Genomic DNA, 23,329 nt, shown 5'->3' with positions numbered 1-23,329 from the left:
TTGTCTTGTGCCTGCCAAGCGCCGACACTACGCGCCATGGAAAGCCTACGTCGTCAGATCGAAAAACAGGTGCACAGCCTCACCGGCGCCTCGCTGGGCGTGCTCGACCTCGATCAGCCGCACGGTGATGCCGGTCTGTTCGGCCCCGAGTCGATGGTCTGGAAAGTCCACGCTGACTTCACCGCGATGATGGTCGGCGGCATCTCCGCCCTGCTCCTGCAGATGCTCCACCCGCTGGCCTTGGCCGGGGTGTGGGATCACTCTACCTTTCGCCAGGACATGCTCGGCCGCCTGCGCCGCACCAGCCTGTTCATCGCCGGCACCACCTATGGCGGCCTGCACGATGCCGAACAGTTGCTCGACAAGGTGCGCCGCATCCACCTGCAGGTAACCGGCAACGCGCCGGACGGTCGCCCCTATGCCGCCAGCGATCCCGAGCTGCTGACCTGGGTGCATGTCTCCGAGGCCAGCCAGTTTCTCACCGGCTACCTGCGCTACGTCGACCCGCAACTGCCGGTGGCCGAACAGGATCGTTACTACCGCGAAGTGGCATTGATCGCCGAACGCCTCGGCGTGCAGGACGTGCCTAAATCGCGCCAGACCATCAGCGACTACCTCCAGCGTATGCGCCCGCAATTGCTGTGTGACGCGCGAACACGCGAAGTGGTGCGACTGCTGTATGCCGCACCGATGCCCAATATTCTCGCCAAACCCTTCGGCAATCTGATGATGCAGGCCGGTGTAGACCTGCTGCCGGACTGGGCCAGCGACCTGCTCGGCGAACACCAGGCGCCCTGGCGCCGTCCGCTGATTCGCAGCAGCGTGCAACGCACCGCCACGCTGCTGCGCTGGGCGATTCGTAACAGCGCAGCACAGCGCGCCCACCGTCGTTTAGCGCCGCGCCTGTAGGCCACCGTCCCACGTCCATCCCCCGCGGCTTTTCTTGATAAACTTGCGCCTCCCTTTCTCCGAGACGCCGCGCATGCCTTCTCTTGACCAGGCGCTGCGCGCCGCCCTCGCTGCTCGCGAAAACCTCCTCGCAGACCTGCACGCCCAGGGCACCGACTGCTACCGACTGTTCCACGGGAGCCAGGAAGGCGCGCCTGGCCTGACCGTCGACCGCTACGGCCCGCAGTTGCTGGTACAGAGTTTTCATCAACCACTTGAGGCCGGCGAGCTACACAGCATCGTCGGCAACGTCGAAGCGCATCTGGGACAGCCGCTGCTCCTGGTCTACAACGACCGCTCCAAGGGCAATTCGCGGATCGATCGCGACCCAACCCTGTTCCAGGCCGATGAGGCAGCGCTGGAGGATATGGTCGGCCGCGAGTGGGGACTGCGTTACCGCGTACGCGGCCGGCATGCCGGACAGGACCCGCTGCTGTTTCTCGACCTGCGCAACGCCCGCGGCTGGGTCAAGGCCAACAGCGCCGACAAGTCCGTGCTCAACCTGTTCGCCTACACCTGCGGCGTCGGTCTGTGCGCCGCGGCGGGTGGCGCACGTGAGGTGACCAACCTCGACTTCGCCCAGGGTAACCTCGCAGTGGGCCGCGAAAACGGTGCGCTCAACCCCGAGTTGCCCGCCATGCAGTTCATCCAGTCCGATTACTTCCCGGCGATTCGTCAGTTGGCCGATCTACCGATCAGCAGCCGACGCGGGCAAAAACTGCCGAGTTACCCGCGCCTGCAACCGCGTCAGTTCGATCTTGTGTTCCTCGACCCGCCTGCCTGGGCCAAGAGCACCTTCGGTACGGTCGATCTGCTGCGTGATTACCAGAGCCTGCTCAAGCCAGCTCTGCTGGCCACTGCCGAAGGCGGCACCCTGGTGTGCTGCAACAACCTGGCAAAAGTGGAGATGAGCGACTGGCGCGCCCAGGTGCTGCGCTGCGCCGAGAAACTCGGCCGCCCAGTCCAGGATTGCCAGGTCATCGTCCCAGCATCCGACTTCCCTTCGCATGATGCCAAACCGCCGCTGAAAACCCTGATCCTGCACCTCTGAACCGGGACTTACGCGCAATCTGACTGCAGCGATAACGACCGGAACCGAACCGCCGTGCCATACTCCAAGTCGTCTCCTCGTCTGGATAGATGACGCCAAGCCATGCCCAAAGGACTGAAGCGCGCGCTAAGCGCACTGTTGATCACCGTTTTCCTCTACAGCCTGATCGGCTTTCTGATTCTGCCGGGCATCGCCCTGCGTGTCGCCAATCAGCAGTTGGCGCAGTACGCCACGCTGCCCGCCTCGCTGCAGCGCGTGCAGCTCAACCCCTTCACACTCGAGCTGAGCCTCTGGGGCCTGCGTATCGGCGAGAGTGGCCAGGAGCAAGTGAGCTTCCAGCGCCTCTACGCTAACTTGCAAAGTGACAGCCTGTGGAGCGGTGCCTTGCACCTGAGTGGCGTCGAGCTGGACGGTGCGCGCACTGAAATACTCTTCGCCAAAGACGGTACGCTCAATCTCACCCAGTTGTTCCATCTGCCGGAAAGTCAGGCGGAACCCAAGACAGAGAGCAGCGAGCCTTTCCCGCTGCGCATCGACAGCATTCGTCTGCGCGAGAAGTCTCTGCGCTTTCAGGACCTGCGCCCGAGCGAGGCCGTGGAATTCGCCTATGACGCGCTCGATCTGGAATTGCACAACCTCAGCACCCTGGCCGGCGATAACGCCGAAATGACCATGACCGCCAGCGGCCCGCACGGCTCGCAGATCGACTGGCGCGGCCAGGTCAGCCTGACGCCCATCACCTCCAGCGGTAGTCTGAGCGTCAGCGATGGCCGCCTGAGCACCTTCTGGCCTTACGTGCGGGATGCCTTGCCGTTGGTGCTGAAAGAAGGCCAGGTCGACCTCAGCAGCGACTATCGCCTCGACCTCTCCAGCGGTACCGAGCTGCAACTGAGCAAGGTCAAGGTGCAGTTGGCCCCCTTCGCCATCGACGATCCGCAAGGCAAACCGCTGGTACGCCTGCAACGCCTGGATATCGACAACACCAGCCTCGACCTGGCCAAGCAGCAGGTGGTGATCGGCCAGGTGCGTAGCCAGGGCCTCGAAGCCTGGGCGGCGCGCGAAGCCGACGGCCAGCTGGATTGGCAGAAGCTGTTCGCCAAACCCGAAAGCGCCAAGAGCGAAACTGCCGAGCCGACGTCGCAAGCCGGCGATAGCAAGCCCTGGCAAGTGCTGCTGCAAGATGTGCAGCTACGCGACTACAAGGCTCACTTGGCCGACCGCGTGCCGCAGCAAGAAGTGGCGGTGGAGGTCGGCCCACTGAACCTGGATCTGAAGAATTTCGACAGCCTGGGCGACAAACCTTTCGACCTCAGGCTCGATAGCGGCCTCGGCAAACAGGGCAAGCTGCAGGCAGCCGGCAACGTACAACTGAGCCCGACCAGCGCTCAACTCAAGGTCGCCACGCAGGACATCGACCTGCGCGTGGCACAAGCCTACCTGAGCCCATTCATTCACCTGGAACTGCGCAGTGGCCTGCTCGGCAGCGACCTCGACGTGCAACTCAAGAGCACCGAACCGCTGGCACTCAGCGTCACCGGCAACGCCAAGGTCGATCAGCTGCATACCCTGGATACTCTGCGCGAACGCGATTTCGTGCGCTGGAAGCAATTACGGGTGGGTGGTCTCGACTATCGTCACGGCGAAAGCCTGGCCATCGAGCGCGTCGAGTTGGATCAGCCCTATGCACGTTTCGTGATAAACGAGGACCTGACCACCAACGTCAGCGAGCTGATCGTGCCGCAACCGGCGACGCCGAACGAGAGCAAGGCCGATGCGGGCAAACCACTGGCGATCCGCATCGGCGGCGTAGCCATCAACGATGGTTCGGCCAACTTCGCCGACTTCAGCCTGACCCCCAGCTTCGCCACTGCCGTTCAGCAAATGAACGGGCGCATCGGTGTACTCGACAACCAGAAGCCGCAAGCCGCCAGCGTCGATATCCAGGGCAAGGTCGACCGCTACGCGCCAATGAGCATCAAAGGCAAGCTGACGCCGTTCGATCCGCTCAACAGCCTGGATATCGCCACCAGCTTCAAGAACGTCGAACTGACCACCATCACCCCCTATTCCGGCAAGTTCGCCGGCTATCGCATCCGCAAGGGTCGCCTCAACCTCGACCTGCACTACCGCATCGAGAAAGGCCAGCTCAATGCCGAGAACAAGGTGCTGGTGGAGAACCTGCAACTGGGCGAGCGTGTCGACAGCCCGGATGCTGTCGACCTGCCGATTCGCCTGGCAGTGGCCCTGCTCAAGGACACCCAGGGGCGCATCGCCATCGAGTTGCCGGTACAGGGAGACCTGAACAATCCGCAGTTCAGCGTCATGCCCATCGTCTGGCAAACCTTGCGCAATCTGGTGTTGCGCGCGGCCCAGGCGCCATTCAAGTTCATCGCCGGCCTGGTCGGCGGCAGCAACGTCGACCTCAGTACCGTGCCGTTCGCTGCGGGCTCTGCAGAGCTGGAGGGAGACGCACGCCAGGCCCTGGACACCCTGGCCAAAGCGCTCGAGGAACGCCCGAACCTGCGCCTGGAGGTCGAAGGTCAGGCCGCACAGCGTGCCGACGGCCCGCTGCTGGCCGAACAGCGTCTGCAACGCGAGTTTCGCGAAGGCTGGTACAAGGTGCTACAACGCCGTGGTGACAAAGTACCGGCCAGCCCCGATGAACTGACGGTCGCGGAAGATGAACAAGCCGCCCTGCTCGAAGGTATTTATCGCACCCGGCTCAAGCAGCAGCCGCCAGCCGAGTGGGCCGAGCTGGACAAAGAACAACGCCAGCAGAACATGCGCAAGGCAGTATTGGACTCCTGGGCTCAAAGCAAGTTGTTGCTGCGTCAGCTGGCTCAGCAACGCGCTGCAACGATCAAGGATTATCTGGTTGAACAAGGTGGGTTGTACGATGAACGTGTCTACCTGATCGATGCCAACCTGGGTGAGCCCGAAGCCGACGGCCGCGTGCTCACCACCCTGCACCTGGACAGCCAATGATCATGCGCAGCTTATCCATCATCACGTTCACCGCCCTGGTTACCGGCCTGAACAGTACCAACGCGCAGGCCGACACGCTGCGTTGCGGCAGCGCCCTGGTCAACCTGGGCGACCGCCCGTTCGAGGTCGAGCGTAAATGTGGCGCGCCAGTGCACCGTGACCCAGTCGGCTACACCCTGGGCTCCTATGACCGTCGTGAGTACATGATCGAGGAATGGGTATACGGCCCGAGCAACGGCATGCTCAGCATCCTGCGTTTCGAGGGTAACCGTCTGACCGTCATTGAACGCCGGCGCGAACGCTGAGCAGGAGGTTCTCATGCGCAAATTCAGCTGTCTGCTCACCCTGCTCTGCCTGCCCCTGATGGCCGAGGCGTCCTCCACCTATCGCTGCGGTAGCGCCCTGGTCAGCAAGACAGCGCCCACTGCAGAGGTGCTGAACAAATGTGGCGAGCCTTCCAGCCGCGACTTTGTCGGCTACAAGGAAGTGGTCGACAGCTATGGTTTTCGTAATGAGGTGAGTGTCGAGGAGTGGATCTACGGCCCGAAAAGCGGCATGTACCACTTTCTCCGCTTCGAGGGCGGCCGCCTGACCGAGGTCCGCAGCAAGCGCGGTAGCTGATCGAACCCTGCATGCCGGGTGCACCTGCCTGACGCATTTCTAGTGCTCAGCACAAAAATCGAGGCCCCGTCGGTTACACCGACGGGGCCTTCGCGCATCCATGCTTTCGCTATCCGTGCAGATCAGGCGTCCTGCCTGCAGCCATCCGTGCTGCTGAGACATCCGTTTCCATAGCTGTCCGTGCTTAATCGGCATCCTTACCAGATAATCCCTACTTAGAGCTTGTCGCTGAAATCGCGCAGCTCTTGCTGGGCCTTTTCCTTGGTCCAGCCGTAACGTTCTTGCAGCCTGCCAGCCAGGTATTCGCTGTGGCCCTCGGCGACGTCCAGGTCGTCATCGGTCAGGTTGCCCCAACGCTCCTTCATACGACCGCTGAGCTGCTTCCATTTGCCTTTGATGATGTCGCTATTCATGGTCATTCTCCCAGTGACAGAAGGTGGGGGCCGGGCGCTAGCCCGGCCGGCCCGGCTATCAGTCAGCGGTTTTCAGGGCATCAGCGGACACGTCACGCACACCCTCGATTTCCTTGGTCTTGGCGATAGCCAGATCACGCTCGGCGTCGGTAGCGACCACGCCGGACAGGGAAACTACGCCCTGGTTGGTCTCGACCTTGATGTCCAGCGCGCTGAGGTTCGAGTCAGCAACGAAGGTGGATTTCACTTTGCTGGTGATCCAAGTGTCGGATACCGCCTGCTCGGCTTTATCCACAGTGTCACTGGCTGCAAGCATGGTCGGCTCAGCGGCGAAGGCTGCGGAGGCCAGAGACATGCTCAGCACGGCAGCGGTCAGGGTAGTAGCGGCAAAACGGTTGATTGGCTGTTTCATGATTCGACTCCTGTACATTCCAGACAATCTGCAAACCAACTCCTGGCTGCAGGTTCACTAGTACTATTGCAGGGCCTGTGCCAGGTTTTAAAATAAAAAAAATCCTTTAAAAACAATAACTTAAATAAAATCACCATTACACTTTTGATTGCATTTCGCCGAATCGCATAAAAGACCTCGGGCAATTTGCATGAACATGGCACCAAGCCACTACCGGCGCGTATCTAAAGCAATATGGAGCAGCCCCCCCCCGGTGTCAGGATAGTTGTCGCCTGATCGGATTCACCCAAACTGAACCCCGGGGGCGGAAAGAGCCATGCAATGCCGCGTTACTCTGCTGAACGAAAAGCTGCCCTGCTGAAGAAGCTGCTGCCACCGATCAACCTGTCCGTGGCTGAGGTCGCCCGCCAGGAAGGCGTCTCCAAGATGACCCTGTATGCTTGGCGCAAACAGGCCAAGGCTGAAGGAGCCCCCGTGCCAGGAGACAAGAAACTGCCCGATGACTGGTCGGCCGAGGCCAAGTTCGCCGTCGTGCTGGAAACCGCTGCGCTGTCGGAAATCGAACTGAGCGAGTACTGCCGACGTAAGGGGCTCTACCCCGAGCAGGTGCAGACCTGGCGGTAGGCGTGCATCAGCGGCCAGCAGTCGGCACAGGCGCAGCGACAGGCCGAGCGCGAGCAAGCCAAGGCAGACAAGAAACGCATCCGTGAGCTGGAGCGCGAGCTGCGCCGCAAGGACAAGGCGTTGGCCGAGGCGGCAGCGATTCTGGTGCTGCGAAAAAAGCTGAACGCCTACTGGGGCAACGACAGCGAGGACAACTGATCCCGCTGCCAGAACGGCAGAAACTCGTTGAATGGCTGAACGAAGCCGTCGCCGCAGGTGCCCGTAAAACGTTGGCCTGCAAGGAGCTGAGCGTGTCCCTGCGCACCCTGCAACGCTGGACCGAGGAGAACGTCGTGCGCGCTGATGCCCGCCCCACAGCCAAGCGACCGGTGCCGCGCAATGCACTGAGCCCGGCTGAGCGCGAAGCCATCCTGGCCGTCTGCAACAGCCCGGAATACGCGCATCTGCCGCCCAGCCAGATCGTGCCGAGGCTGGCGGATGCCGGGCGTTACCTGGCCTCGGAGTCGACGTTCTACCGCGTCCTGCACGCAGCCGATCAGCAGCATCGCCGCGGTCGCAGCCAGCCACCGCGCACGGTGAAAGCGCCGACCAGCCATGTAGCGACCGCCGCCAATCAGGTCTGGTCATGGGACATCACCTATCTCCCGGCGGCGGTACGCGGGAAGTATTTCTACCTGTACCTGATCGAGGACATCTACAGCCGCAAGGCGGTGGGCTGGGAGGTCCACGAACAGGAAAGCGGCGAGCTGGGTGCCATGCTGCTGCAACGCAGCGTGCTCAGCGAGCAGTGCCTGCTCAAGCTGCCGGTACTGCACTCGGACAACGGTGCACCGATGAAATCGGCGACCATGCTGCAAAAGATGTACGACCTGGGCGTCACGCCGTCGCACAACCGCCCGCGGGTGAGCGACGACAACCCCTACTCGGAATCGCTGTTCCGCACGCTGAAATACTGCCCGCAGTGGCCGAAACAAGGCTTCGCCGACCTGGAAGCGGCACGTTGCTGGGTGAGAGATTTCATCCGCTGGTACAACCACGAGCACCGGCACAGCCGCATCGGTTTCGTGACACCGGCAGAGCGCCATCGGGGTGAAGATCACCGCGCGCTGGCCCATCGCCATGCGCTGTACCAAGAAGCCCGCCAGCGCATGCCGGAGCGCTGGTCAGGCACCACACGCAACTGGACGCCGGTCGGAGCGGTGACACTCAACCCCGAGCGGGAGCAGGAACAACAGCCGCAGAAAAAGGCGGCCTGAAAACACGGTCGACGCGACAACTATCTTGAAAAACGCCGCCCCTGGATGACCTGGACAGTGGCAGAGTTCGAGCGCCCCCTGACGATCAGGCACAAAAAAAGGCTCCCGAAGGATAATGCCAGTCAGTTAAGCTGACTGGCATTTTTATTTCTGGTCGGATACTTGGACGGCTTGTGTTTGACCGCCCGCGGATAACTGCGATCCTCACGACGACGAGGTAGGACGTAGTGCATGGTCGAGACCTGTAGTTCGGCCAGGTAACGAGGGATGTTGCCTGGATGATTCAAAGAGACCCCGTTCAAGAAGCCCAGAATCGCCCAGGTGCAAGCGGTAAAACTCATTTCGCAGGGGTAGATGCCAGGGCAGTAGCGGCTCATTTCCAGCATTTGATAACGCAGCAGGTTGTACCCCAGTAGTACGCCCCACAGTTCTTGTTCAATCATCTCCGGTGTTTTACTACGCAGTGTGTAGTGCCCCGCGAGCATGCCTTGCTTCATTTCTCGATAGCCCAGTTCGATTTCCCAGCGCTGGCTGTACAGATCCACGATTTCGTCGGGTGGGAAGCGCAGAGGATCGATCATTGAGGTCAGTACCTGCCGCACTTTGCCCTTGATGGTCTTGCTTAATAACCGAGCCTGTAGCGTGTCTGGCAGGTCGGGCCATTGTTTACGCGCCTGCGGCGAGGTCTTTAGTGAGACGATGGCATCGTGGCGCCCTAACTTACGCAGCACCTCGTATTGAACATCCTTGCGCAGCGGCAGTAACCAATGGCGCTGAGTGCCTGCCTGTTGCCAGCGATAAAGTAACCCCAGTGAATAGAAGCCACGGTCGAACAAGGTCAGCGAGTGATCGGGTGTACTGTCGATCAGTTGTTCGGCCAGTTTCATCTCGTTGCTGTGGTAGCCACTCACCAGCATGTGGCTGGTCAGCTCCATCTGGCAGACCATGCGAACTTGGGGAAAGCCGGTATCGCCATGCTGATTACTGGCGCTGCCATAGTGCTTGCGGTTGTCGGCCGTATCCGGTGTGCGCCAGACCACGCCATCGACACTGAGCAGGCGCAAACCGGCCCAAGTGGGGTGATTGGCGCTGGCATGCCAGCGTTGTTGAGTCAGGGAAAAGACCTCTCGCACCGCAGCGCTGCCCAAACGCTGGCGACCTTGCACGATTGCACTGGGTGCTACCAATGGCTTCTGCCCAGGCAGCATGATGCCCATACGGCTCGCGGCATCCCAGGCCGACATCCGGCGAAACAACGCCATGGCGATCACGCACCAGATCATGGCTTCAAGAGGGAGACGTCGCTTACGCAGGGTCGCCACTCCCGCCGTTTCCAGTGCGGTGCTAACTAGGTCTGGATCAAGCAGCGCCCCAGCTCGTCAAGGGAGTGGGTGGCAGAAGCCGCTTCGTGAGGCAGTGCCAAGGCGCGGGAAAGTCGCATAAAAAATCCGATGCTCAAAACAAGCATCGGATTTTCGTTTCAGCGCGCAGAAGGTCAAGCTGTAGCGCTTAACTGACTGGCATTAGCCCGAAGGCTGCCGTTTTCATTTATCGCTCAAGCGTCAAAGCCGCGTACTGAACCAGGACAGCACCAGGGCTGCACCCAGGCAAATGCCACCGAAGCGATAGAAGAAGCGGTTGATCCGCAGGGTACGCTCGTCCTGAACCTCGGTTTCATCCAGCTCGCCTTGCGCCAGCACTCGCGCTAAGCCGCGCTGCTCGCGCAAGTGAGTCATCAGGCACAGCCAGGCGCCCGCCAACGCGAAGAACAATGCCAGCGAATTGACCGCACCGGCCGGATGGGCGAGGAACAGCGACCACAACATCTGCAGCGACATGCAACACCTCGAGAACAGCATGGTGCAGCAACCTCGCCACCGCACCAGAATGGGGATTTTGGCCGAGAAGCGGTGCATCTCGACCCTCGAAAAGTCGTCGCGCAGTGTACTGAAATACCCCTTTTATAAGGTTCGTTTCCGACGAACGCGGCCCGCTATCCCGAAATCGTCTGAAAACTGTCATATGCCTGGCCTAGGGTTTGTATCTCCAAGAGTGACCAAACAGTCACGACTGTTGCTGGAGCCAAACCTCAATGTCCCTGGAGGCCCTGCCATGCTCAATTCTCAACCGCTGGACCGCGATTACCTGATCGACTCGCTGGATGAAGTGGACGCCGTGGTCGACGAGCTGTCTTTCAACGTGCAGGACCAGCACTGGCTGGTGTACTGCGCCCTTGGCGGCCATGAGCATTACGACCTGCCGGATATCGACAACCGTACCGGCATGAGCCTGCCGGAGTTCTACGCCGAAGCAGCATGAAGACCCAGGACAAATGAAAACGCCCCGCAATGCGGGGCGTTTTTTTATAACGATACGCCGAATTACTGCAGCAGTACCTGGCCGATGGTCGGGTCCTTGAACGCACGAGTCAGCGCGTCGCTGAGCACGTCACCCACCAGCTTGCTATTGGTCTGCTGGTTCGGTGCGGTGCCGAAACGCTGGTTCAGCGAGGCACCGTAACGGCCGGTATAACGGCGGCTGCCACCTTGCACGTCGGCACGGATCGAGGCCGAGATATCCGCCTCGGTGACGTACATGCCCTCTTTGGGCGACTGATACTTCAGTTCCGCCAGGGTGATAGTCAGCTGTGGTGCGTTATAAGCGTTGGCCGACGGGGTGAAGCCGAGCAGACGTACAGCCGCCTCGGCCTCAGCCTGCAGCTTGGGCAGCACATAATCGGGGTTGACGCTGATGGAGCTGGTCTCCGGATACAGACCGCCGCGGGTGCCAAGCACCGGCGAAGGACGGCCGTCGACCACGCGCACCACCACCGGCTGACCCTGGCCGACTGGGGTCAGCGAACTGGTCAGCTTGGGTTGCGGGGTGAGTTGCTGAGGGCTGAGGGCGCAACCGGCCAGAGTCAGGCTGGCGGCAGCAAGCAAGGCGATCAACGCACGGTGCAGCATGCTCATCTCTCCGAGTGAGGTAAAAGTGGCCGGCAGTATAACCAGCGCGGCCTGAGGCCGACAGTAGCGCTGCATAGGACCGTTGGCATATCGCTGCGGTTCCTGTCATCAGCCTGTCACCGCGCACGGGCATAAAGTACCTGTCACCACGCTGGAGCCTTCGCCATGCTGTTGCGCCGCCTGTTCAGCCACGCTCGCCCGATGCGCCATTTTGCCCTGATTGATGATCGTGGCGTTTGCTGTGCCCTGCGGCAGATGCAGGAACACCCGATCCAGGCGGGATGGGTGGAAACTCGCGAGCCGAGCATCTCCTGGCTGGGCGCCCCACTGCCCGCCGGTGCCCGGCTCACCCCGGTCGCCACACACGCATCAGCAGCCCGCCCGTTGGCGGCCTGACCGGTGAAAGAATAAAAGTCACACAGGGGCTCAATTTCCCCTCATTCACCGTTATAATCACGCCCCGATTATAAGGACGTCTCCTGATCGGGCCGAACGACCTCGCCGATGCAACGTCATCGCCCCGCCCCAGAGAGTCGCCCACTTCGAGCTGCCGCTTCCGGCCAGCCGCTTTCAGCCCATATGCAGAGCAGTTATGCAGCCATGCATTGCATGATTTGCACGGGCAAAAGCGCGCCGAGGCAGTCGAGCTTTTGAGGTTCACCGCTCCAAAAGAGCGTGAAAAGACGGTTTTTACAAACTTCACAAGAGTGTGGCGAACAAATGAACAGTTTTGCGTCCGCAAATCCCAGCCTTGACCCTCCCCGCCGAACGACAGGGCATCACGCCTGAGTCTGCCGGTATCGCCCTGAAAGGCCGAACGGCCGTCCATCTGGTGCAGTTTTTCTTGGAGAGAGGTTAATGGCGCACAACGATTCCCAAAGCGTAGATGTGGTGCTGGTTGGTGCCGGTATCATGAGCGCGACCCTGGGCGTACTGCTCAAGGAACTCAACCCCGGCATCACCCTGGAAGTGGTGGAGCTGCGCGAGTCCGGCGCAGTGGAAAGCTCCAACCCCTGGAACAACGCCGGCACCGGTCACGCGGCCCTGTGCGAGCTGAACTACACACCGGAAGGCGCTGACGGCAGCATCGACATCAAGAAGTCGGTGAACATCAACGCCCAATTCGAGGAGTCCAAGCAGTTCTGGGCCTACCTGATCGATAAAGGCGCGATCAACTCGCCGAAGACCTTCATCAACCCGGTCCCGCACATGAGTTTCGTGCGCGGCAACAGCGGTATCGCCTTCCTCAAGAAGCGTTTCGAGGCCCTGCGCCAGCACCACGCCTTCACCGAGATGGAGTACACCGAAGATCGTGCCACCATCGCCGAGTGGGCGCCGCTGCTGATCCCGGGCCGCGACAGTGGCGAGCCACTGGCGATGACCCGCGTGCAAGCCGGTACCGACGTCAACTTCGGCGCGGTCACCGAACAGATGCTCGCCTACCTGACCACCCAGCCCAACGCCAAAGTCACCTGCAACCAGAAGGTCACCGACCTCAAGCGCGACGGTGAAGGCTGGCTGGTGGACATCAAGGACACCCGCTCCGGCGCCACGCGCAAGCTCAAGAGCAAGTTCGTCTTCCTCGGCGCTGGTGGCGGCGCACTGCCGCTGCTGCAACTGTCCGGCATCCCCGAAGGCAAAGGCTTTGGCGGCTTCCCGGTAAGTGGCCAGTGGCTACGTTGCGACAACCCTGAGATCGTCAAGCAGCACCAGGCCAAGGTCTACAGCCAGGCTGCCGTCGGCTCACCGCCGATGTCCGTGCCGCACCTCGACACTCGCGTAGTGGACGGCAAGAAATCCCTGCTGTTCGGCCCTTACGCCGGCTTCACCACCAAGTTTCTCAAGTACGGCTCATTCCTCGACCTGCCGCTGTCGGTACGCCCCAACAACCTCGGCCCGATGCTGGCGGTGGCGCGCGACAACCTGGATCTGACCCGTTACCTGATCAAGGAAGTGATGCAGTCCGAAGAGCAGCGTCTGAACACCCTGCGCGGCTTTTACCCGGAAGCCAAGGCCGAGGACTGGCGCCTGGAAGTGGCCGGCCAACGCGTGCAGATCATCAAGAAAGACAGCAAGAACGGCGGCATCCTGCAGTTCGGCACCGAACTGGTGGCAGCTGCAGACGGCACCATCGCTGCCCTGCTCGGCGCCTCGCCGGGCGCATCGGTGACCGTGTCGATCATGCTCGACTTGATCCGTCGCTGCTTCCCCGAGCAAGCCAAGAGCGAAGGCTGGCGCACCAAGCTGGATGAGATCTTCCCGGCCATGGCCGAGGTTCTGTCCCACGACGCCGAGCGCTATCGCCAGGTACAGACGCAATCGAACCAGCGCCTGCAGCTCGATACTCCCAGCGCCTGATCGTCACGCACAAAAAACCGCCCTTCGGGGTAATGCCAGTCAGTTAAGCTGACTGGCATTTTTATTTCTGGTCGGATACTTGGATGGCTTGGGTTTGACCGCTCGCGGATAACTGCGATCCTCACGACGACGAGGTAGGACGTAGTGCATGGCCGAGGCCTGTAGTTCGGCCAGGTAACGAGGGATGTTGCCTGGATGATTCAAAGAGACCCCGCTCAAGAAGCCCAGAATCGCCCAGGTGCAAGCGGTAAAACTCATTTCGCAGGGGTAGATGCCAGGGCAGTGGCGACTCATTTCCAGCATTTGATAACGCAGCAGGTTGTACCCCAGTAGTACGCCCCACAGTTCTTGTTCAATCATCTCCGGCGTTTTACTACGCAGTGTGTAGTGACCCGCGAGCATGCCTTGCTTCATTTCTCGATAGCCCAGTTCGACTTCCCAACGCTGACTGTACAGATCCACGATTTCGTCTGGAGGGAAGCGCAGAGGATCGATCATTGAGGTCAGTACCTGCCGCACTTTGCCCTTGATGGTCTTGCTTAATAACCGAGCCTGTAGCGTGTCTGGCAGGGCGGGCCATTGTTTACGCGCCTGCGGCGAGGTCTTTAGCGAGACGATGGCATCGTGGCGCCCTAACTTACGCAGCACCTCGTATTGAGCATCCTTGCGCAGCGGCAGTAACCAATGGCGCTGAGTGCCTGTCTGTTGCCAGCGATGAAGTAACCCCAGTGAATAGAAGCCACGGTCGAACAAGGTCAGCGAGTGATCGGGTGTGCTGTCGATCAGTTGTTCGGCCAGTTTCATCTCGTTGCTGTGGTAGCCGGCAAAAGCACTATTCACCAGCATGTGGCTGGTCAGCTCCATCTGGCAGACCATGCGAACTTGGGGATAGCCGGTATCGCCATGCTGATTACTGGCGCTGCCATAGTGCTTGCGGTTGTCGTCCGTATCCGGTGTGCGCCAGACCACGCCATCGACACTGAGCAGGCGCAAACCGGCCCAAGTGGGGTGATTGGCGCTGGCATGCCAGCGTTGTTGAGTCAGGGAAAAGACCTCTCGCACCGCAGCGCTGCCCAAACGCTGGCGACCTTGCACGATTGCACTGGGTGCTACCAATGGCTTCTGCCCAGGCAGCATGATGCCCATACGGCTCGCGGCATCCCAGGCCGACATCCGGCGAAACAACGCCATGGCGATCACGCACCAGATCATGGCTTCAAGAGGGAGACGTCGCTTACGCAGGGTCGCCACTCCCGCCGTTTCCAGTGCGGTGCTAACTAGGTCTGGATCAAGCAGCGCCCCAGCTCGTCAAGGGAGTGGGTGGCAGAAGCCGCTTCGTGAGGCAGTGCCAAGGCGCGGGAAAGTCGCATAAAAAATCCGATGCTCAAAACAAGCATCGGATTTTCGTTTCAGCGCGCAGAAGGTCAAGCTGTAGCGCTTAACTGACTGGCATTAGCCCGAAGGAGCCTTTTCGTTCGAACAGGTCAGCCGTACTTAGACGCCAGAGGCCTCAGCAGCAGCTACGTCCTTGATCGACAGTTTGATACGGCCGCGGTTGTCCACGTCCAGTACCAACACTTTCACTTCCTGGCCTTCCTGCAGCACGTCGGTGACCTTCTCCACGCGCTGATCGCTCAGCATGGAGATGTGCACCAGGCCGTCCTTGCCCGGCAGGATGTTGACGAAGGCACCGAAGTCGACGATGCGCTCGACCTTGCCGACGTAGATCTTGCCGATCTCGGCTTCTGCGGTAATGGCCAGTACACGCTGCTTGGCAGCCTCGGCGGCTTCCTTGGTTTCGCCGAAGATCTTGATCGAGCCATCGTCTTCGATGTCGATCGAGGCCTTGGTCTCTTCGCAGATACCACGGATGGTTGCGCCGCCTTTACCGATGACGTCGCGGATCTTGTCCTGGTCGATCTTCATCGCAATCATGGTCGGCGCGTTGGCCGACAGCTCGCTGCGCGATTGGGCGATGACCTGGTTCATCTGACCGAGGATGTTCAGACGCGCTTCCAGCGCCTGCTCCAGCGCCTGCTCCATGATCTCTTCGGTGATGCCCTGGATCTTGATGTCCATCTGCAGCGCGGTAACACCCTTGGCGGTACCGGCTACCTTGAAGTCCATGTCGCCCAGGTGATCTTCGTCACCGAGGATATCGGTCAGAACGGCGAATTTCTCACCCTCGAGCACCAGACCCATGGCGATACCGGCAACCGGTGCCTTCATCGGCACACCGGCGTCCATCAGCGCCAGGGAAGCGCCGCACACCGAAGCCATGGAGGAAGAACCGTTGGACTCGGTGATTTCCGACACTACGCGGATGGTGTACGGGAACTCGTCGGCGCTCGGCAGCATGGCGGCAACGCCACGACGGGCGAGACGGCCGTGGCCGATTTCGCGGCGGCCAGTGGCGCCCATGCGACCACACTCACCGACCGAGTACGGCGGGAAGTTGTAGTGCAGCATGAAGGGGTCTTTCTTCTCGCCTTCAAGGGTGTCCAGCAGCTGTGCGTCACGAGCGGTGCCGAGGGTGGCAACCACAAGCGCCTGGGTTTCGCCACGGGTGAACAGCGCCGAACCGTGAGTCTTGTCCAGTACACCGACTTCGATGTTCAGGCCACGCACGGTTCGAGTGTCACGGCCATCGATACGCGGTTTGCCGTTGACGATGTTCTCGCGCACGGTGCGGTATTCGATCTCGCCAAAGGCTTCCTTGACTTCACCGGCAGTAGGCTGACCTTCTTCACCGGAGAACTTGGCCACGACCTGATCACGCAGCTCGCCCAGACGCGCGTAGCGATCCTGCTTGACGGTGATGGTGTAGGCCTTGGAAATCGCCTCGCCGAACTCGCTACGGATGGCATTCAGCAGCGCGGTGTTTTCCGGCTTCGGCTGCCAGTCCCAGGTCGGCTTGCCGGCTTCGGCGGCCAGTTCGGCGACCGCCTGGATGACGACCTGGAACTCTTCATGGGCAAACAGCACGGCGCCCAGCATCTGGTCTTCGGTCAGCTCTTTGGCTTCCGATTCGACCATCAGAACGGCGTCCTTGGTGCCGGCCACGACCATGTCCAGGCTGGAAGCCTTGAGCTGCTCGTAATTGGGGTTCAGCAGGTAGCCGGTTTCCGGGTGGAAGGCCACGCGCGCGGCACCAATCGGGCCGTTGAACGGGATACCGGAAATGGCCAGAGCGGCCGAGGTGCCGATCATCGCTGCGATGTCCGGGTCGGTCTTCTTGCTGGTGGAAACCACGGTGCAGATGACCTGCACTTCGTTCTGGAAGCCTTCCGGGAACAGCGGACGGATCGGGCGATCGATCAGACGCGAGGTCAGGGTTTCTTTCTCGGAAGGACGTGCTTCACGCTTGAAGAAACCGCCGGGGATCTTGCCGGCAGCGTAGGTCTTTTCCTGATAGTGCACGGACAGCGGGAAGAAGCCCTTGCTTGGGTCGGCAGTCTTGGCGCCGGTTACGGCGACCAGCACGCTGACGTCGTCGTCAACGGTGACCAGCACTGCGCCGGAGGCTTGACGGGCGATACGGCCAGTCTCGAGGGTAACGGTCGACTGACCGAACTGGAATTTCTTGATTACCGGGTTCACGGTGTTTTCCTTCTCTTTGTTGCCTTGGGGGAAATTGGAAAGAAGCGCGGGAGTCGGACCCGGTGCATCCCTCGAAAAGCCAAAAGCTGGAAGCCCAGCGCCACGAGGTGAGGATCACTCCCCACTCGCGACGCCGAACTCCCAGCTTCCAACTTGTGCAGCTCGCGTCTATTAACGACGCAGGCCCAGGCGACCGATCAGGGCGCTGTAACGACTGGTGTCTTTACCCTTCAGGTAGTCCAGCAGCTTACGACGCTGGTTAACCATACGGATCAGACCACGACGGCTGTGGTGATCTTTACCGTTGGCCTTGAAGTGGCCTTGCAGCTTGTTGATGTTGGCGGTCAGCAGGGCAACCTGCACTTCCGGGCTACCGGTATCGCCTTCAGCTTGCTTGTAGTCGTTAACGATCTGGGCTTTTTCTTCAACGCTGAGTGCCATGTTGGCTTCCTCTCATCGGGAAACTGCCGAAGCAGTCTCAATAGGCCGGGAATCGCTCCCCGTGTTTTAAAAAGAGGTATGACCGTGCCTACTAACAGCCACCCTCGCAGTACCTGATGACGACATCGTCAGCATCAGGCTTTCAGCCATCTCGGCCGAATCGTTCGGTGCTACGCACCGGTATAAATCAATCGACGCGGGGCAACACGCCCATCGTCACTCACTTCACCTATGCCGATGAAGCGACCATTGTGATCCTGCACCCGCACCATACCGAACTTCGGTGCTTCCGGCGCTCGCACCGGCTGCCCTTGCAACCAGTAGAACGCGCTGTGCTCGGAGAACTGCAGCAGCGGCCAGTCCTGCAGGCCGCTATCGGCCGGTAGCAGGAAGCGATCCAGCGCCTCGTTGCCACCTTCAGCGTGTGCAGCTTCCAGCTCTTCCAGCGTTACGGTGCGCGTCAAATCGAACGGTCCGGCCTTGGTACGACGCAACTCGGCGACATGCGCACCGCAGCCCAGCAATTGGCCGAGATCCTCGACCAACGTACGAATATAGGTGCCTTTACTGCAATCAACCGCCAGACGGGCCCGCTCGCCTTCGCAGGCCAGCAGTTCCAGGCGCGCAATAGTAACAGAACGCGCTTCGCGCTCCACTACTTCACCCGCACGGGCCAGCTTGTAGAGTGGCTGACCGTCCTTCTTCAACGCCGAGTACATCGGCGGTATCTGTTTGATTTCACCGCGAAAACGCGGCAGTAGCGCCTCGATTTCGGCGCGACCGACGGTCACCGGGCGCCGTTCGATAACGTCGCCTTCGGCATCACCAGTGGTGGTGGTGACGCCCAGCTGAGCGACGGTCTCGTAGCCCTTGTCAGCGTCGAGCAGATACTGGGAGAACTTGGTCGCTTCACCGAAACACAGCGGCAGCACACCGGTGGCCAGTGGATCGAGGCTGCCGGTGTGACCGGCCTTCTCGGCATTGAGCAGCCAACGCACTTTCTGCAGCGCGGCGTTGGACGTGAAACCGTACGGCTTGTCGAGCAGGATGATGCCGTCGACCTTGCGGCGAATACGTTTGACCTGCGCCACGCCTTACTCCTTGGAACCTGCGGTGTCGTCGTGCAGACGATCTTCCGCTACGGCACGCTCGATCAGCGCCGACAGGTGAGCACCGCGCTGGACGCTCTCGTCATAGTGGAAGTGCAGCTGTGGCACGCTGCGCAGCTTCATCGCCTTGCCCAGTTGCATGCGCAGGAAGCCGGCCGCGTCGTTGAGCACTTTGAGGCTCTCCTTGATCGCCTCGGCGTCGTCCTGCCCCATGACGGTGATGAAGACCTTGGCGTGACCGATATCACGACTGACGTCGACAGCGGTGATGGTCACCAGGCCCAGACGCGGATCCTTAACCTCACGCCGGATAAGCTGGGCCAGTTCGCGCTGCATCTGGTCGCCGATACGCTGGGTACGGCTGTAATCTTTGGCCATTTTCTAGTTACCTTTACTTCCTCCGCTGCCTGTTCGCCAGCGGACTCAAAAGCGGCAAACGCCCGGCCGCGCGAATGCGGGGCCGGGCGTTGCGTGTTGCGACTCGCGATTACAGGCTGCGAGCCACCTGGACTTTCTCGAACACTTCGATCTTGTCGCCGACCTTGACGTCGTTGTAGCTCTTCACGCCGATACCGCACTCCATGCCGTTACGCACTTCGGCGACGTCGTCCTTGAAGCGACGCAGCGATTCCAGCTCACCTTCGAAGATCACCACGTCTTCACGCAGTACGCGGATCGGACGGTTACGGTAGACGGTGCCCTCGATGACCATGCAGCCAGCGACAGCGCCGAACTTCGGCGAACGGAATACGTCACGCACTTCGGCGGTGCCCAGGATGTTCTCGCGAACATCGCTGCCGAGCATACCGGTGAGCGCCTTCTTGACGTCTTCGATGATGTCGTAGATGACGTTGTAGTAGCGCATGTCCAGGCCTTCGGCCTCGACGATCTTGCGCGCACCGGCGTCAGCACGGACGTTGAAGCCGAACAGCACGGCATTGGAAGCCAGCGCCAGGTTGGCATCGGACTCGGTGATACCACCGACGCCGCCACCGACCACGCGCACTTGCACTTCGTCGTTGCCCAGGGTGCTGAGCGAGCCTTGCAGGGCTTCCAGAGAACCACGCACATCGGACTTGAGCACGATGTTGAGGGTTTTCTTCTCTTCCTGGCCCATGTTCTCGAAGATGTTTTCCAGCTTGCCGGCGTGAGCACGGGCCAGCTTGACCTCGCGGAACTTGCCTTGACGGAACAGGGCAACTTCGCGGGCCTTCTTCTCGTCGGCGACCACGGTCATGTCGTCACCGGCATCCGGGGTGCCATCGAGGCCGAGAATCTCGACCGGAATGGACGGACCAGCTTCCTTGATCGGCTTGCCGTTCTCGTCGAGCATGGCGCGCACGCGGCCATAGTTGACGCCGACCAGCACCATGTCACCCTGACGCAGGGTACCGTCCTGAACCAGCACGGTGGCTACCGGGCCACGGCCCTTGTCCAGACGCGATTCGACCACCACACCACGACCCGGGGCCGACGGAGTAGCTTTCAGCTCGAGCACTTCAGCCTGCAGCAGTACGGCTTCGAGCAGTTCGTCGATGCCTGTACCCATCTTGGCCGATACATGCACGTATGGGGCATCGCCGCCCCACTCTTCCGGGATCACGTCGAGAGCGGCCAGGCCGTTCTTGATGTTGTCCGGGTTGGCGTCGGGCTTGTCGATCTTGTTCACGGCAACCACGATCGGCACGCCAGCCGCTTTCGCGTGCTGTACGGCTTCCTGAGTTTGCGGCATCACGCCGTCGTCAGCAGCGACGACCAGAATGACGATATCGGTGGCCTTGGCACCACGCGCACGCATCGCGGTGAACGCGGCGTGACCGGGGGTGTCGAGGAAGGTGACCATGCCGCGCTCGGTTTCGACGTGGTAGGCACCGATATGCTGGGTGATGCCACCCGCTTCACCGGAAGCCACCTTGGCGCGACGAATGTAGTCGAGCAGCGAGGTCTTACCGTGGTCAACGTGACCCATTACGGTCACAACCGGAGCACGGGATACGGCTTCACCTTCGAACTTCAGCGACTCGGCCAGGGAATCTTCCAGGGCGGTATCGCTGACCAGCTTGACCTTGTGGCCCAACTCTTCGGCGATCAGCTGGGCAGTTTCCTGATCCAGCACCTGGTTGATGGTAGCCGGGGTGCCCATCTTGAACATGAACTTGATGACTTCGGCAGCCTTGACCGACATCTGCTGAGCCAGATCGCCCACAGTGATGGTTTCGCCAATGGCCACTTCACGCACCACCGGACCGGCCGGAGCCTGGAAACCATGCTGGTTGCGCTTCTTCATCTTCGACTTGCCGCGGCCACCACGACGGAAGCCGTCGCTTTCTTCATCGACGCTACGCGGAGCGACGCGCGGAGCCGGCGCCTTCTCCTTGGTGGCAGGACGATGCTGAGTGTGCTTGCGGTCGCGACGCTCGTCTTCATCAGAGCGTGCCTTCTCGGGGCGCCGTACTTCTTCTTTCTTGCGCTCGACTTCGATGACCGGAGCGGCAACCACCGGCTCGCTGACAGGCGTCGGCGCAGCAGCAGGTGCGGCAGTATCGGTAGTGGTAGTTGCCGCCTGACGCTTGGCCTCTTCTTCGGCCTTGCGCTTGGCGTCTTCCTCGGCCTTCAGGCGCTCGGCCTCGGCAGCTGCCTGCTGAGCTTCCAGCTCACGCTGCTTCTCGGCTTCGAGCTCTTCCGGGCTGCGCTTGACGAAGGTTTTCTTCTTGCGCACTTCAACACTGATGGTCTTGCTACCAGCAACGCGCAGCGTGCTGGTGGTCTTGCGTTGCAAGGTGATCTTGCGCGGCTCTTCGACCTTGTCGCCGTGACTGCTCTTGAGATAGGCCAGCAGGGCCTGTTTCTCACTATCGGTCACTACTTGTTCGGCACTGTCGTGGGACAGGCCAGCCTCACGCATCTGCTGCAGCAGGCGTTCAACCGGGGTGTCGACCACTGTGGCCAGTTCTTTCACCGTGACTTGCGTCATGCATCTTTCTCCTCAGGCCGCAACCGCTTATTCGAACCAATGGGCTCGGGCGGCCATGATCAGCTTGCCGGCACGCTCTTCGTCGATGCCGTCGATGTCGAGCAGGTCGTCAATCGACTGCTCGGCCAGGTCTTCACGGGTAATCACGCCGCGCAGCGCAAGCTCCAGAGCCAGCGCCTTGTCCATGCCTTCCAGTTCCAGCAAATCATCTGCCGGATGGGCATCGGCCAACTTCTCCTCGTTGGCGATCGCCTTGGTCAGCAGACGATCCTTGGCCCGTGCACGCAGCTCATTGACGATCTCCTCGTCGAAGCCGTCGATACTGAGCATTTCTTCCATGGGTACGTAGGCAATCTCTTCGAGACTGGTGAAACCCTCTTCAACCAGGACTTGTGCCAGCTCTTCGTCGACTTCCAGCTCGTCGATGAAGGACTGCATGATGTCGCCGGTTTCTGCCTGTTGCTTGGCCTGAATGTCCGCTTCGGTCATCACGTTCAGCGTCCAGCCGGTCAACTGACTGGCAAGACGCACGTTCTGACCGCCACGACCAATGGCCTGGGCCAGGTTGTCTTCGCCAACGGCGATGTCCATGGCATGGGCATCTTCATCGACGATGATCGCAGCCACTTCAGCCGGCGACATGGCATTGATGACGAACTGCGCGGGGTTGTCGTCCCACAGCACGATATCAACGCGCTCACCGCCCAGCTCGCCGGAAACGGCCTGGACGCGCGAACCACGCATACCGATGCAGGCACCCTGCGGGTCGATACGCTTGTCCTTGGAGCGCACCGCGATCTTGGCGCGCGAACCCGGATCACGGGAGGCGGCCTTGACGTCGATCAGCCCTTCGGCGATTTCCGGTACTTCGATGCGGAACAGCTCGATCAGCATTTCCGGAGCGGTACGCGACAGGATCAGCTGCGGGCCGCGGTTCTCGGTACGAATTTCCTTGAGCAGGGCACGCAGACGCACACCAACGCGGAAAGTCTCGCGCGGGATGATGTCTTCACGGGCCAGCAGCGCCTCGGCGTTGTTACCCAGGTCAACGATGACGTTGTCGCGGGTGACCTTCTTCACGGTGCCGGAGATGATCTCACCCAGGCGCTCGCGGTAGGCGTCTACCACCTGGGCACGCTCGGCCTCGCGCACTTTCTGCACGATGACCTGCTTGGCAGTTTGCGCGGCGATGCGGCCGAACTCGATGGAATCGACCTTCTCTTCGAGCACGGCACCGATCTTGGCGTTGGCCTCAACGGCCTGCGGCATATCCTCGGTCACCTGGTAGGCAGGGTCCTCGAACTCGGACTCGTCGACCACGGTCCAGCGCCGGAAAGTTTCGTAGCTACCGTTCTGACGGTTGATCGACACACGCAGGTCGACCTCGTCCTCGAAACGTTTCTTGGTGGCAGTCGCCAGAGCCAGCTCCAGCGCCTCGAAAATCACGCCGGCCGGTACACCCTTTTCGTTGGATACCGACTCAACAACCAGCAGTACTTCTTTGCTCATCGTACGCCTCGCCTTTCGCAATCCATTGGTTCTGCGCAGTCCGCGTCACGTTCACGCCATTG

General features: G+C 60.9%; 18 protein-coding genes and 3 pseudogenes. 9 read left to right on the top strand and 12 right to left on the bottom strand.

The genetic code is table 11. The features are described 5' to 3' along the window. Nucleotides 1-36: 36 nt before the first annotated feature. From AAEQ75_RS13150 to AAEQ75_RS13130, 5 genes are all read left to right on the top strand, one after another. On the top strand, nucleotides 37-909 hold the full coding sequence (locus AAEQ75_RS13150) for an oxygenase MpaB family protein (protein WP_343349249.1): 873 nt from the start codon (nucleotides 37-39) through the stop codon (nucleotides 907-909). A 73-nt stretch (nucleotides 910-982) separates the two neighbouring features. Next, nucleotides 983-1,999, top strand: coding sequence for a class I SAM-dependent rRNA methyltransferase (locus tag AAEQ75_RS13145; protein WP_143506234.1), 1,017 nt, complete (start codon nucleotides 983-985; stop codon nucleotides 1,997-1,999). Between the two features lie 102 nt (nucleotides 2,000-2,101). Further along, nucleotides 2,102-4,984, top strand: coding sequence for a DUF748 domain-containing protein (locus AAEQ75_RS13140; protein WP_343349247.1), 2,883 nt, complete (start codon nucleotides 2,102-2,104; stop codon nucleotides 4,982-4,984). Continuing rightward, the gene (locus AAEQ75_RS13135; protein ID WP_343349245.1) at nucleotides 4,981-5,289 is read left to right on the top strand and encodes a DUF2845 domain-containing protein; all 309 of its coding nucleotides are present in this window, start codon (nucleotides 4,981-4,983) and stop codon (nucleotides 5,287-5,289) included. The genes AAEQ75_RS13140 and AAEQ75_RS13135 overlap by 4 nt, the downstream gene beginning before the upstream one ends. A gap of 13 nt (nucleotides 5,290-5,302) precedes the next feature. Further along, nucleotides 5,303-5,605: a DUF2845 domain-containing protein gene (locus AAEQ75_RS13130; RefSeq protein ID WP_125835133.1), complete on the top strand. Its 303-nt coding sequence runs from the start codon at nucleotides 5,303-5,305 to the stop codon at nucleotides 5,603-5,605. Between the two features lie 215 nt (nucleotides 5,606-5,820). On the opposite strand, the gene AAEQ75_RS13125 is transcribed toward AAEQ75_RS13130, so the two are convergent. Together AAEQ75_RS13125 and AAEQ75_RS13120 are read right to left on the bottom strand one after the other, a co-directional pair. Next, nucleotides 5,821-6,018 carry a CsbD family protein gene (locus AAEQ75_RS13125; RefSeq protein ID WP_143506232.1) on the bottom strand — a complete coding sequence of 66 codons (198 nt, stop codon included), beginning with the start codon at nucleotides 6,016-6,018 and terminating at the stop codon, nucleotides 5,821-5,823. Nucleotides 6,019-6,076: 58 nt separating this feature from the next. Next, nucleotides 6,077-6,430: a BON domain-containing protein gene (locus AAEQ75_RS13120; protein WP_099526094.1), complete on the bottom strand. Its 354-nt coding sequence runs from the start codon at nucleotides 6,428-6,430 to the stop codon at nucleotides 6,077-6,079. A gap of 321 nt (nucleotides 6,431-6,751) precedes the next feature. Here AAEQ75_RS13120 and AAEQ75_RS13115 point away from each other — a divergent pair. Beyond that, nucleotides 6,752-8,310, top strand: a pseudogene (locus AAEQ75_RS13115) (IS3-like element ISPa31 family transposase). Nucleotides 8,311-8,432: 122 nt separating this feature from the next. Here the strand turns inward: AAEQ75_RS13115 and AAEQ75_RS13110 are convergent. Both AAEQ75_RS13110 and AAEQ75_RS13105 read right to left on the bottom strand, forming a co-directional pair. Beyond that, nucleotides 8,433-9,751, bottom strand: a pseudogene (locus AAEQ75_RS13110) (IS4 family transposase). Nucleotides 9,752-9,872: 121 nt separating this feature from the next. After that, the gene (locus AAEQ75_RS13105; RefSeq protein WP_343349241.1) at nucleotides 9,873-10,148 is read right to left on the bottom strand and encodes a hypothetical protein; all 276 of its coding nucleotides are present in this window, start codon (nucleotides 10,146-10,148) and stop codon (nucleotides 9,873-9,875) included. Between the two features lie 274 nt (nucleotides 10,149-10,422). On the opposite strand from AAEQ75_RS13105, the gene AAEQ75_RS13100 reads away from it, so the two are divergent. Further along, entirely contained in the window at nucleotides 10,423-10,629 is a 207-nt protein-coding gene (locus AAEQ75_RS13100) for a hypothetical protein (RefSeq protein ID WP_004424534.1), read from the top strand. Between the two features lie 62 nt (nucleotides 10,630-10,691). On the opposite strand, the gene AAEQ75_RS13095 is transcribed toward AAEQ75_RS13100, so the two are convergent. Next, nucleotides 10,692-11,276: a YajG family lipoprotein gene (locus AAEQ75_RS13095; protein ID WP_343352385.1), complete on the bottom strand. Its 585-nt coding sequence runs from the start codon at nucleotides 11,274-11,276 to the stop codon at nucleotides 10,692-10,694. Between the two features lie 165 nt (nucleotides 11,277-11,441). On the opposite strand from AAEQ75_RS13095, the gene AAEQ75_RS13090 reads away from it, so the two are divergent. Next, complete coding sequence (locus tag AAEQ75_RS13090; protein WP_343349239.1) at nucleotides 11,442-11,672, top strand: hypothetical protein; 231 nt, start codon at nucleotides 11,442-11,444, stop codon at nucleotides 11,670-11,672. 462 nt (nucleotides 11,673-12,134) lie between these two features. After that, a complete protein-coding gene (gene mqo, locus AAEQ75_RS13085) occupies nucleotides 12,135-13,634 on the top strand; it encodes a malate dehydrogenase (quinone) (protein ID WP_179574447.1) in 1,500 nt (499 codons plus the stop codon). Nucleotides 13,635-13,673: 39 nt separating this feature from the next. Here the strand turns inward: mqo and AAEQ75_RS13080 are convergent. The 7 genes and pseudogenes from AAEQ75_RS13080 to nusA form a co-directional block, all read right to left on the bottom strand. After that, nucleotides 13,674-15,004 (bottom strand): annotated as a pseudogene (locus AAEQ75_RS13080) (IS4 family transposase). A gap of 124 nt (nucleotides 15,005-15,128) precedes the next feature. Then, the gene (gene pnp, locus AAEQ75_RS13075; RefSeq protein WP_343349236.1) at nucleotides 15,129-17,234 is read right to left on the bottom strand and encodes a polyribonucleotide nucleotidyltransferase; all 2,106 of its coding nucleotides are present in this window, start codon (nucleotides 17,232-17,234) and stop codon (nucleotides 15,129-15,131) included. 171 nt (nucleotides 17,235-17,405) lie between these two features. Then, nucleotides 17,406-17,675, bottom strand: a complete 270-nt coding sequence (gene rpsO / locus AAEQ75_RS13070; RefSeq protein WP_004424394.1) for a 30S ribosomal protein S15 — start codon at nucleotides 17,673-17,675, stop codon at nucleotides 17,406-17,408. Between the two features lie 170 nt (nucleotides 17,676-17,845). Then, nucleotides 17,846-18,766 carry a tRNA pseudouridine(55) synthase TruB gene (truB, locus tag AAEQ75_RS13065; protein WP_343349234.1) on the bottom strand — a complete coding sequence of 307 codons (921 nt, stop codon included), beginning with the start codon at nucleotides 18,764-18,766 and terminating at the stop codon, nucleotides 17,846-17,848. A 3-nt stretch (nucleotides 18,767-18,769) separates the two neighbouring features. Beyond that, nucleotides 18,770-19,162, bottom strand: a complete 393-nt coding sequence (rbfA, locus tag AAEQ75_RS13060; protein WP_004424397.1) for a 30S ribosome-binding factor RbfA — start codon at nucleotides 19,160-19,162, stop codon at nucleotides 18,770-18,772. 109 nt (nucleotides 19,163-19,271) lie between these two features. Continuing rightward, a complete protein-coding gene (infB, locus tag AAEQ75_RS13055; protein WP_143506228.1) occupies nucleotides 19,272-21,758 on the bottom strand; it encodes a translation initiation factor IF-2 in 2,487 nt (828 codons plus the stop codon). A 27-nt stretch (nucleotides 21,759-21,785) separates the two neighbouring features. Then, on the bottom strand, nucleotides 21,786-23,267 hold the full coding sequence (gene nusA, locus AAEQ75_RS13050) for a transcription termination factor NusA (RefSeq protein WP_143506227.1): 1,482 nt from the start codon (nucleotides 23,265-23,267) through the stop codon (nucleotides 21,786-21,788). Between the last annotated feature and the right edge of the window lie 62 nt (nucleotides 23,268-23,329).

The organism is Pseudomonas sediminis (assembly GCF_039555755.1).
Lineage (GTDB): Bacteria > Pseudomonadota > Gammaproteobacteria > Pseudomonadales > Pseudomonadaceae > Aquipseudomonas > Aquipseudomonas mendocina_D.
The sequence above is the reverse complement of the archived record's forward strand: the minus strand, read 5'-3'. Positions and strand labels throughout refer to the sequence as shown.

Bases quoted from the DNA above. Each gene is read 5' to 3' on its own strand.
- AAEQ75_RS13150 (WP_343349249.1), top strand. From the start codon at position 37: ATGGAAAGCCTACGTCGTCAGATCGAAAAACAGGTGCACAGCCTCACC.
- AAEQ75_RS13145 (WP_143506234.1), top strand. From the start codon at position 983: ATGCCTTCTCTTGACCAGGCGCTGCGCGCCGCCCTCGCTGCTCGCGAA.
- AAEQ75_RS13140 (WP_343349247.1), top strand. From the start codon at position 2,102: ATGCCCAAAGGACTGAAGCGCGCGCTAAGCGCACTGTTGATCACCGTT.
- AAEQ75_RS13135 (WP_343349245.1), top strand. From the start codon at position 4,981: ATGATCATGCGCAGCTTATCCATCATCACGTTCACCGCCCTGGTTACC.
- AAEQ75_RS13130 (WP_125835133.1), top strand. From the start codon at position 5,303: ATGCGCAAATTCAGCTGTCTGCTCACCCTGCTCTGCCTGCCCCTGATG.
- AAEQ75_RS13125 (WP_143506232.1), bottom strand. From the start codon at position 6,018: ATGAATAGCGACATCATCAAAGGCAAATGGAAGCAGCTCAGCGGTCGT.
- AAEQ75_RS13120 (WP_099526094.1), bottom strand. From the start codon at position 6,430: ATGAAACAGCCAATCAACCGTTTTGCCGCTACTACCCTGACCGCTGCC.
- AAEQ75_RS13105 (WP_343349241.1), bottom strand. From the start codon at position 10,148: ATGTCGCTGCAGATGTTGTGGTCGCTGTTCCTCGCCCATCCGGCCGGT.
- AAEQ75_RS13100 (WP_004424534.1), top strand. From the start codon at position 10,423: ATGCTCAATTCTCAACCGCTGGACCGCGATTACCTGATCGACTCGCTG.
- AAEQ75_RS13095 (WP_343352385.1), bottom strand. From the start codon at position 11,276: ATGCTGCACCGTGCGTTGATCGCCTTGCTTGCTGCCGCCAGCCTGACT.
- AAEQ75_RS13090 (WP_343349239.1), top strand. From the start codon at position 11,442: ATGCTGTTGCGCCGCCTGTTCAGCCACGCTCGCCCGATGCGCCATTTT.
- mqo (WP_179574447.1), top strand. From the start codon at position 12,135: ATGGCGCACAACGATTCCCAAAGCGTAGATGTGGTGCTGGTTGGTGCC.
- rpsO (WP_004424394.1), bottom strand. From the start codon at position 17,675: ATGGCACTCAGCGTTGAAGAAAAAGCCCAGATCGTTAACGACTACAAG.
- rbfA (WP_004424397.1), bottom strand. From the start codon at position 19,162: ATGGCCAAAGATTACAGCCGTACCCAGCGTATCGGCGACCAGATGCAG.
- infB (WP_143506228.1), bottom strand. From the start codon at position 21,758: ATGACGCAAGTCACGGTGAAAGAACTGGCCACAGTGGTCGACACCCCG.
- nusA (WP_143506227.1), bottom strand. From the start codon at position 23,267: ATGAGCAAAGAAGTACTGCTGGTTGTTGAGTCGGTATCCAACGAAAAG.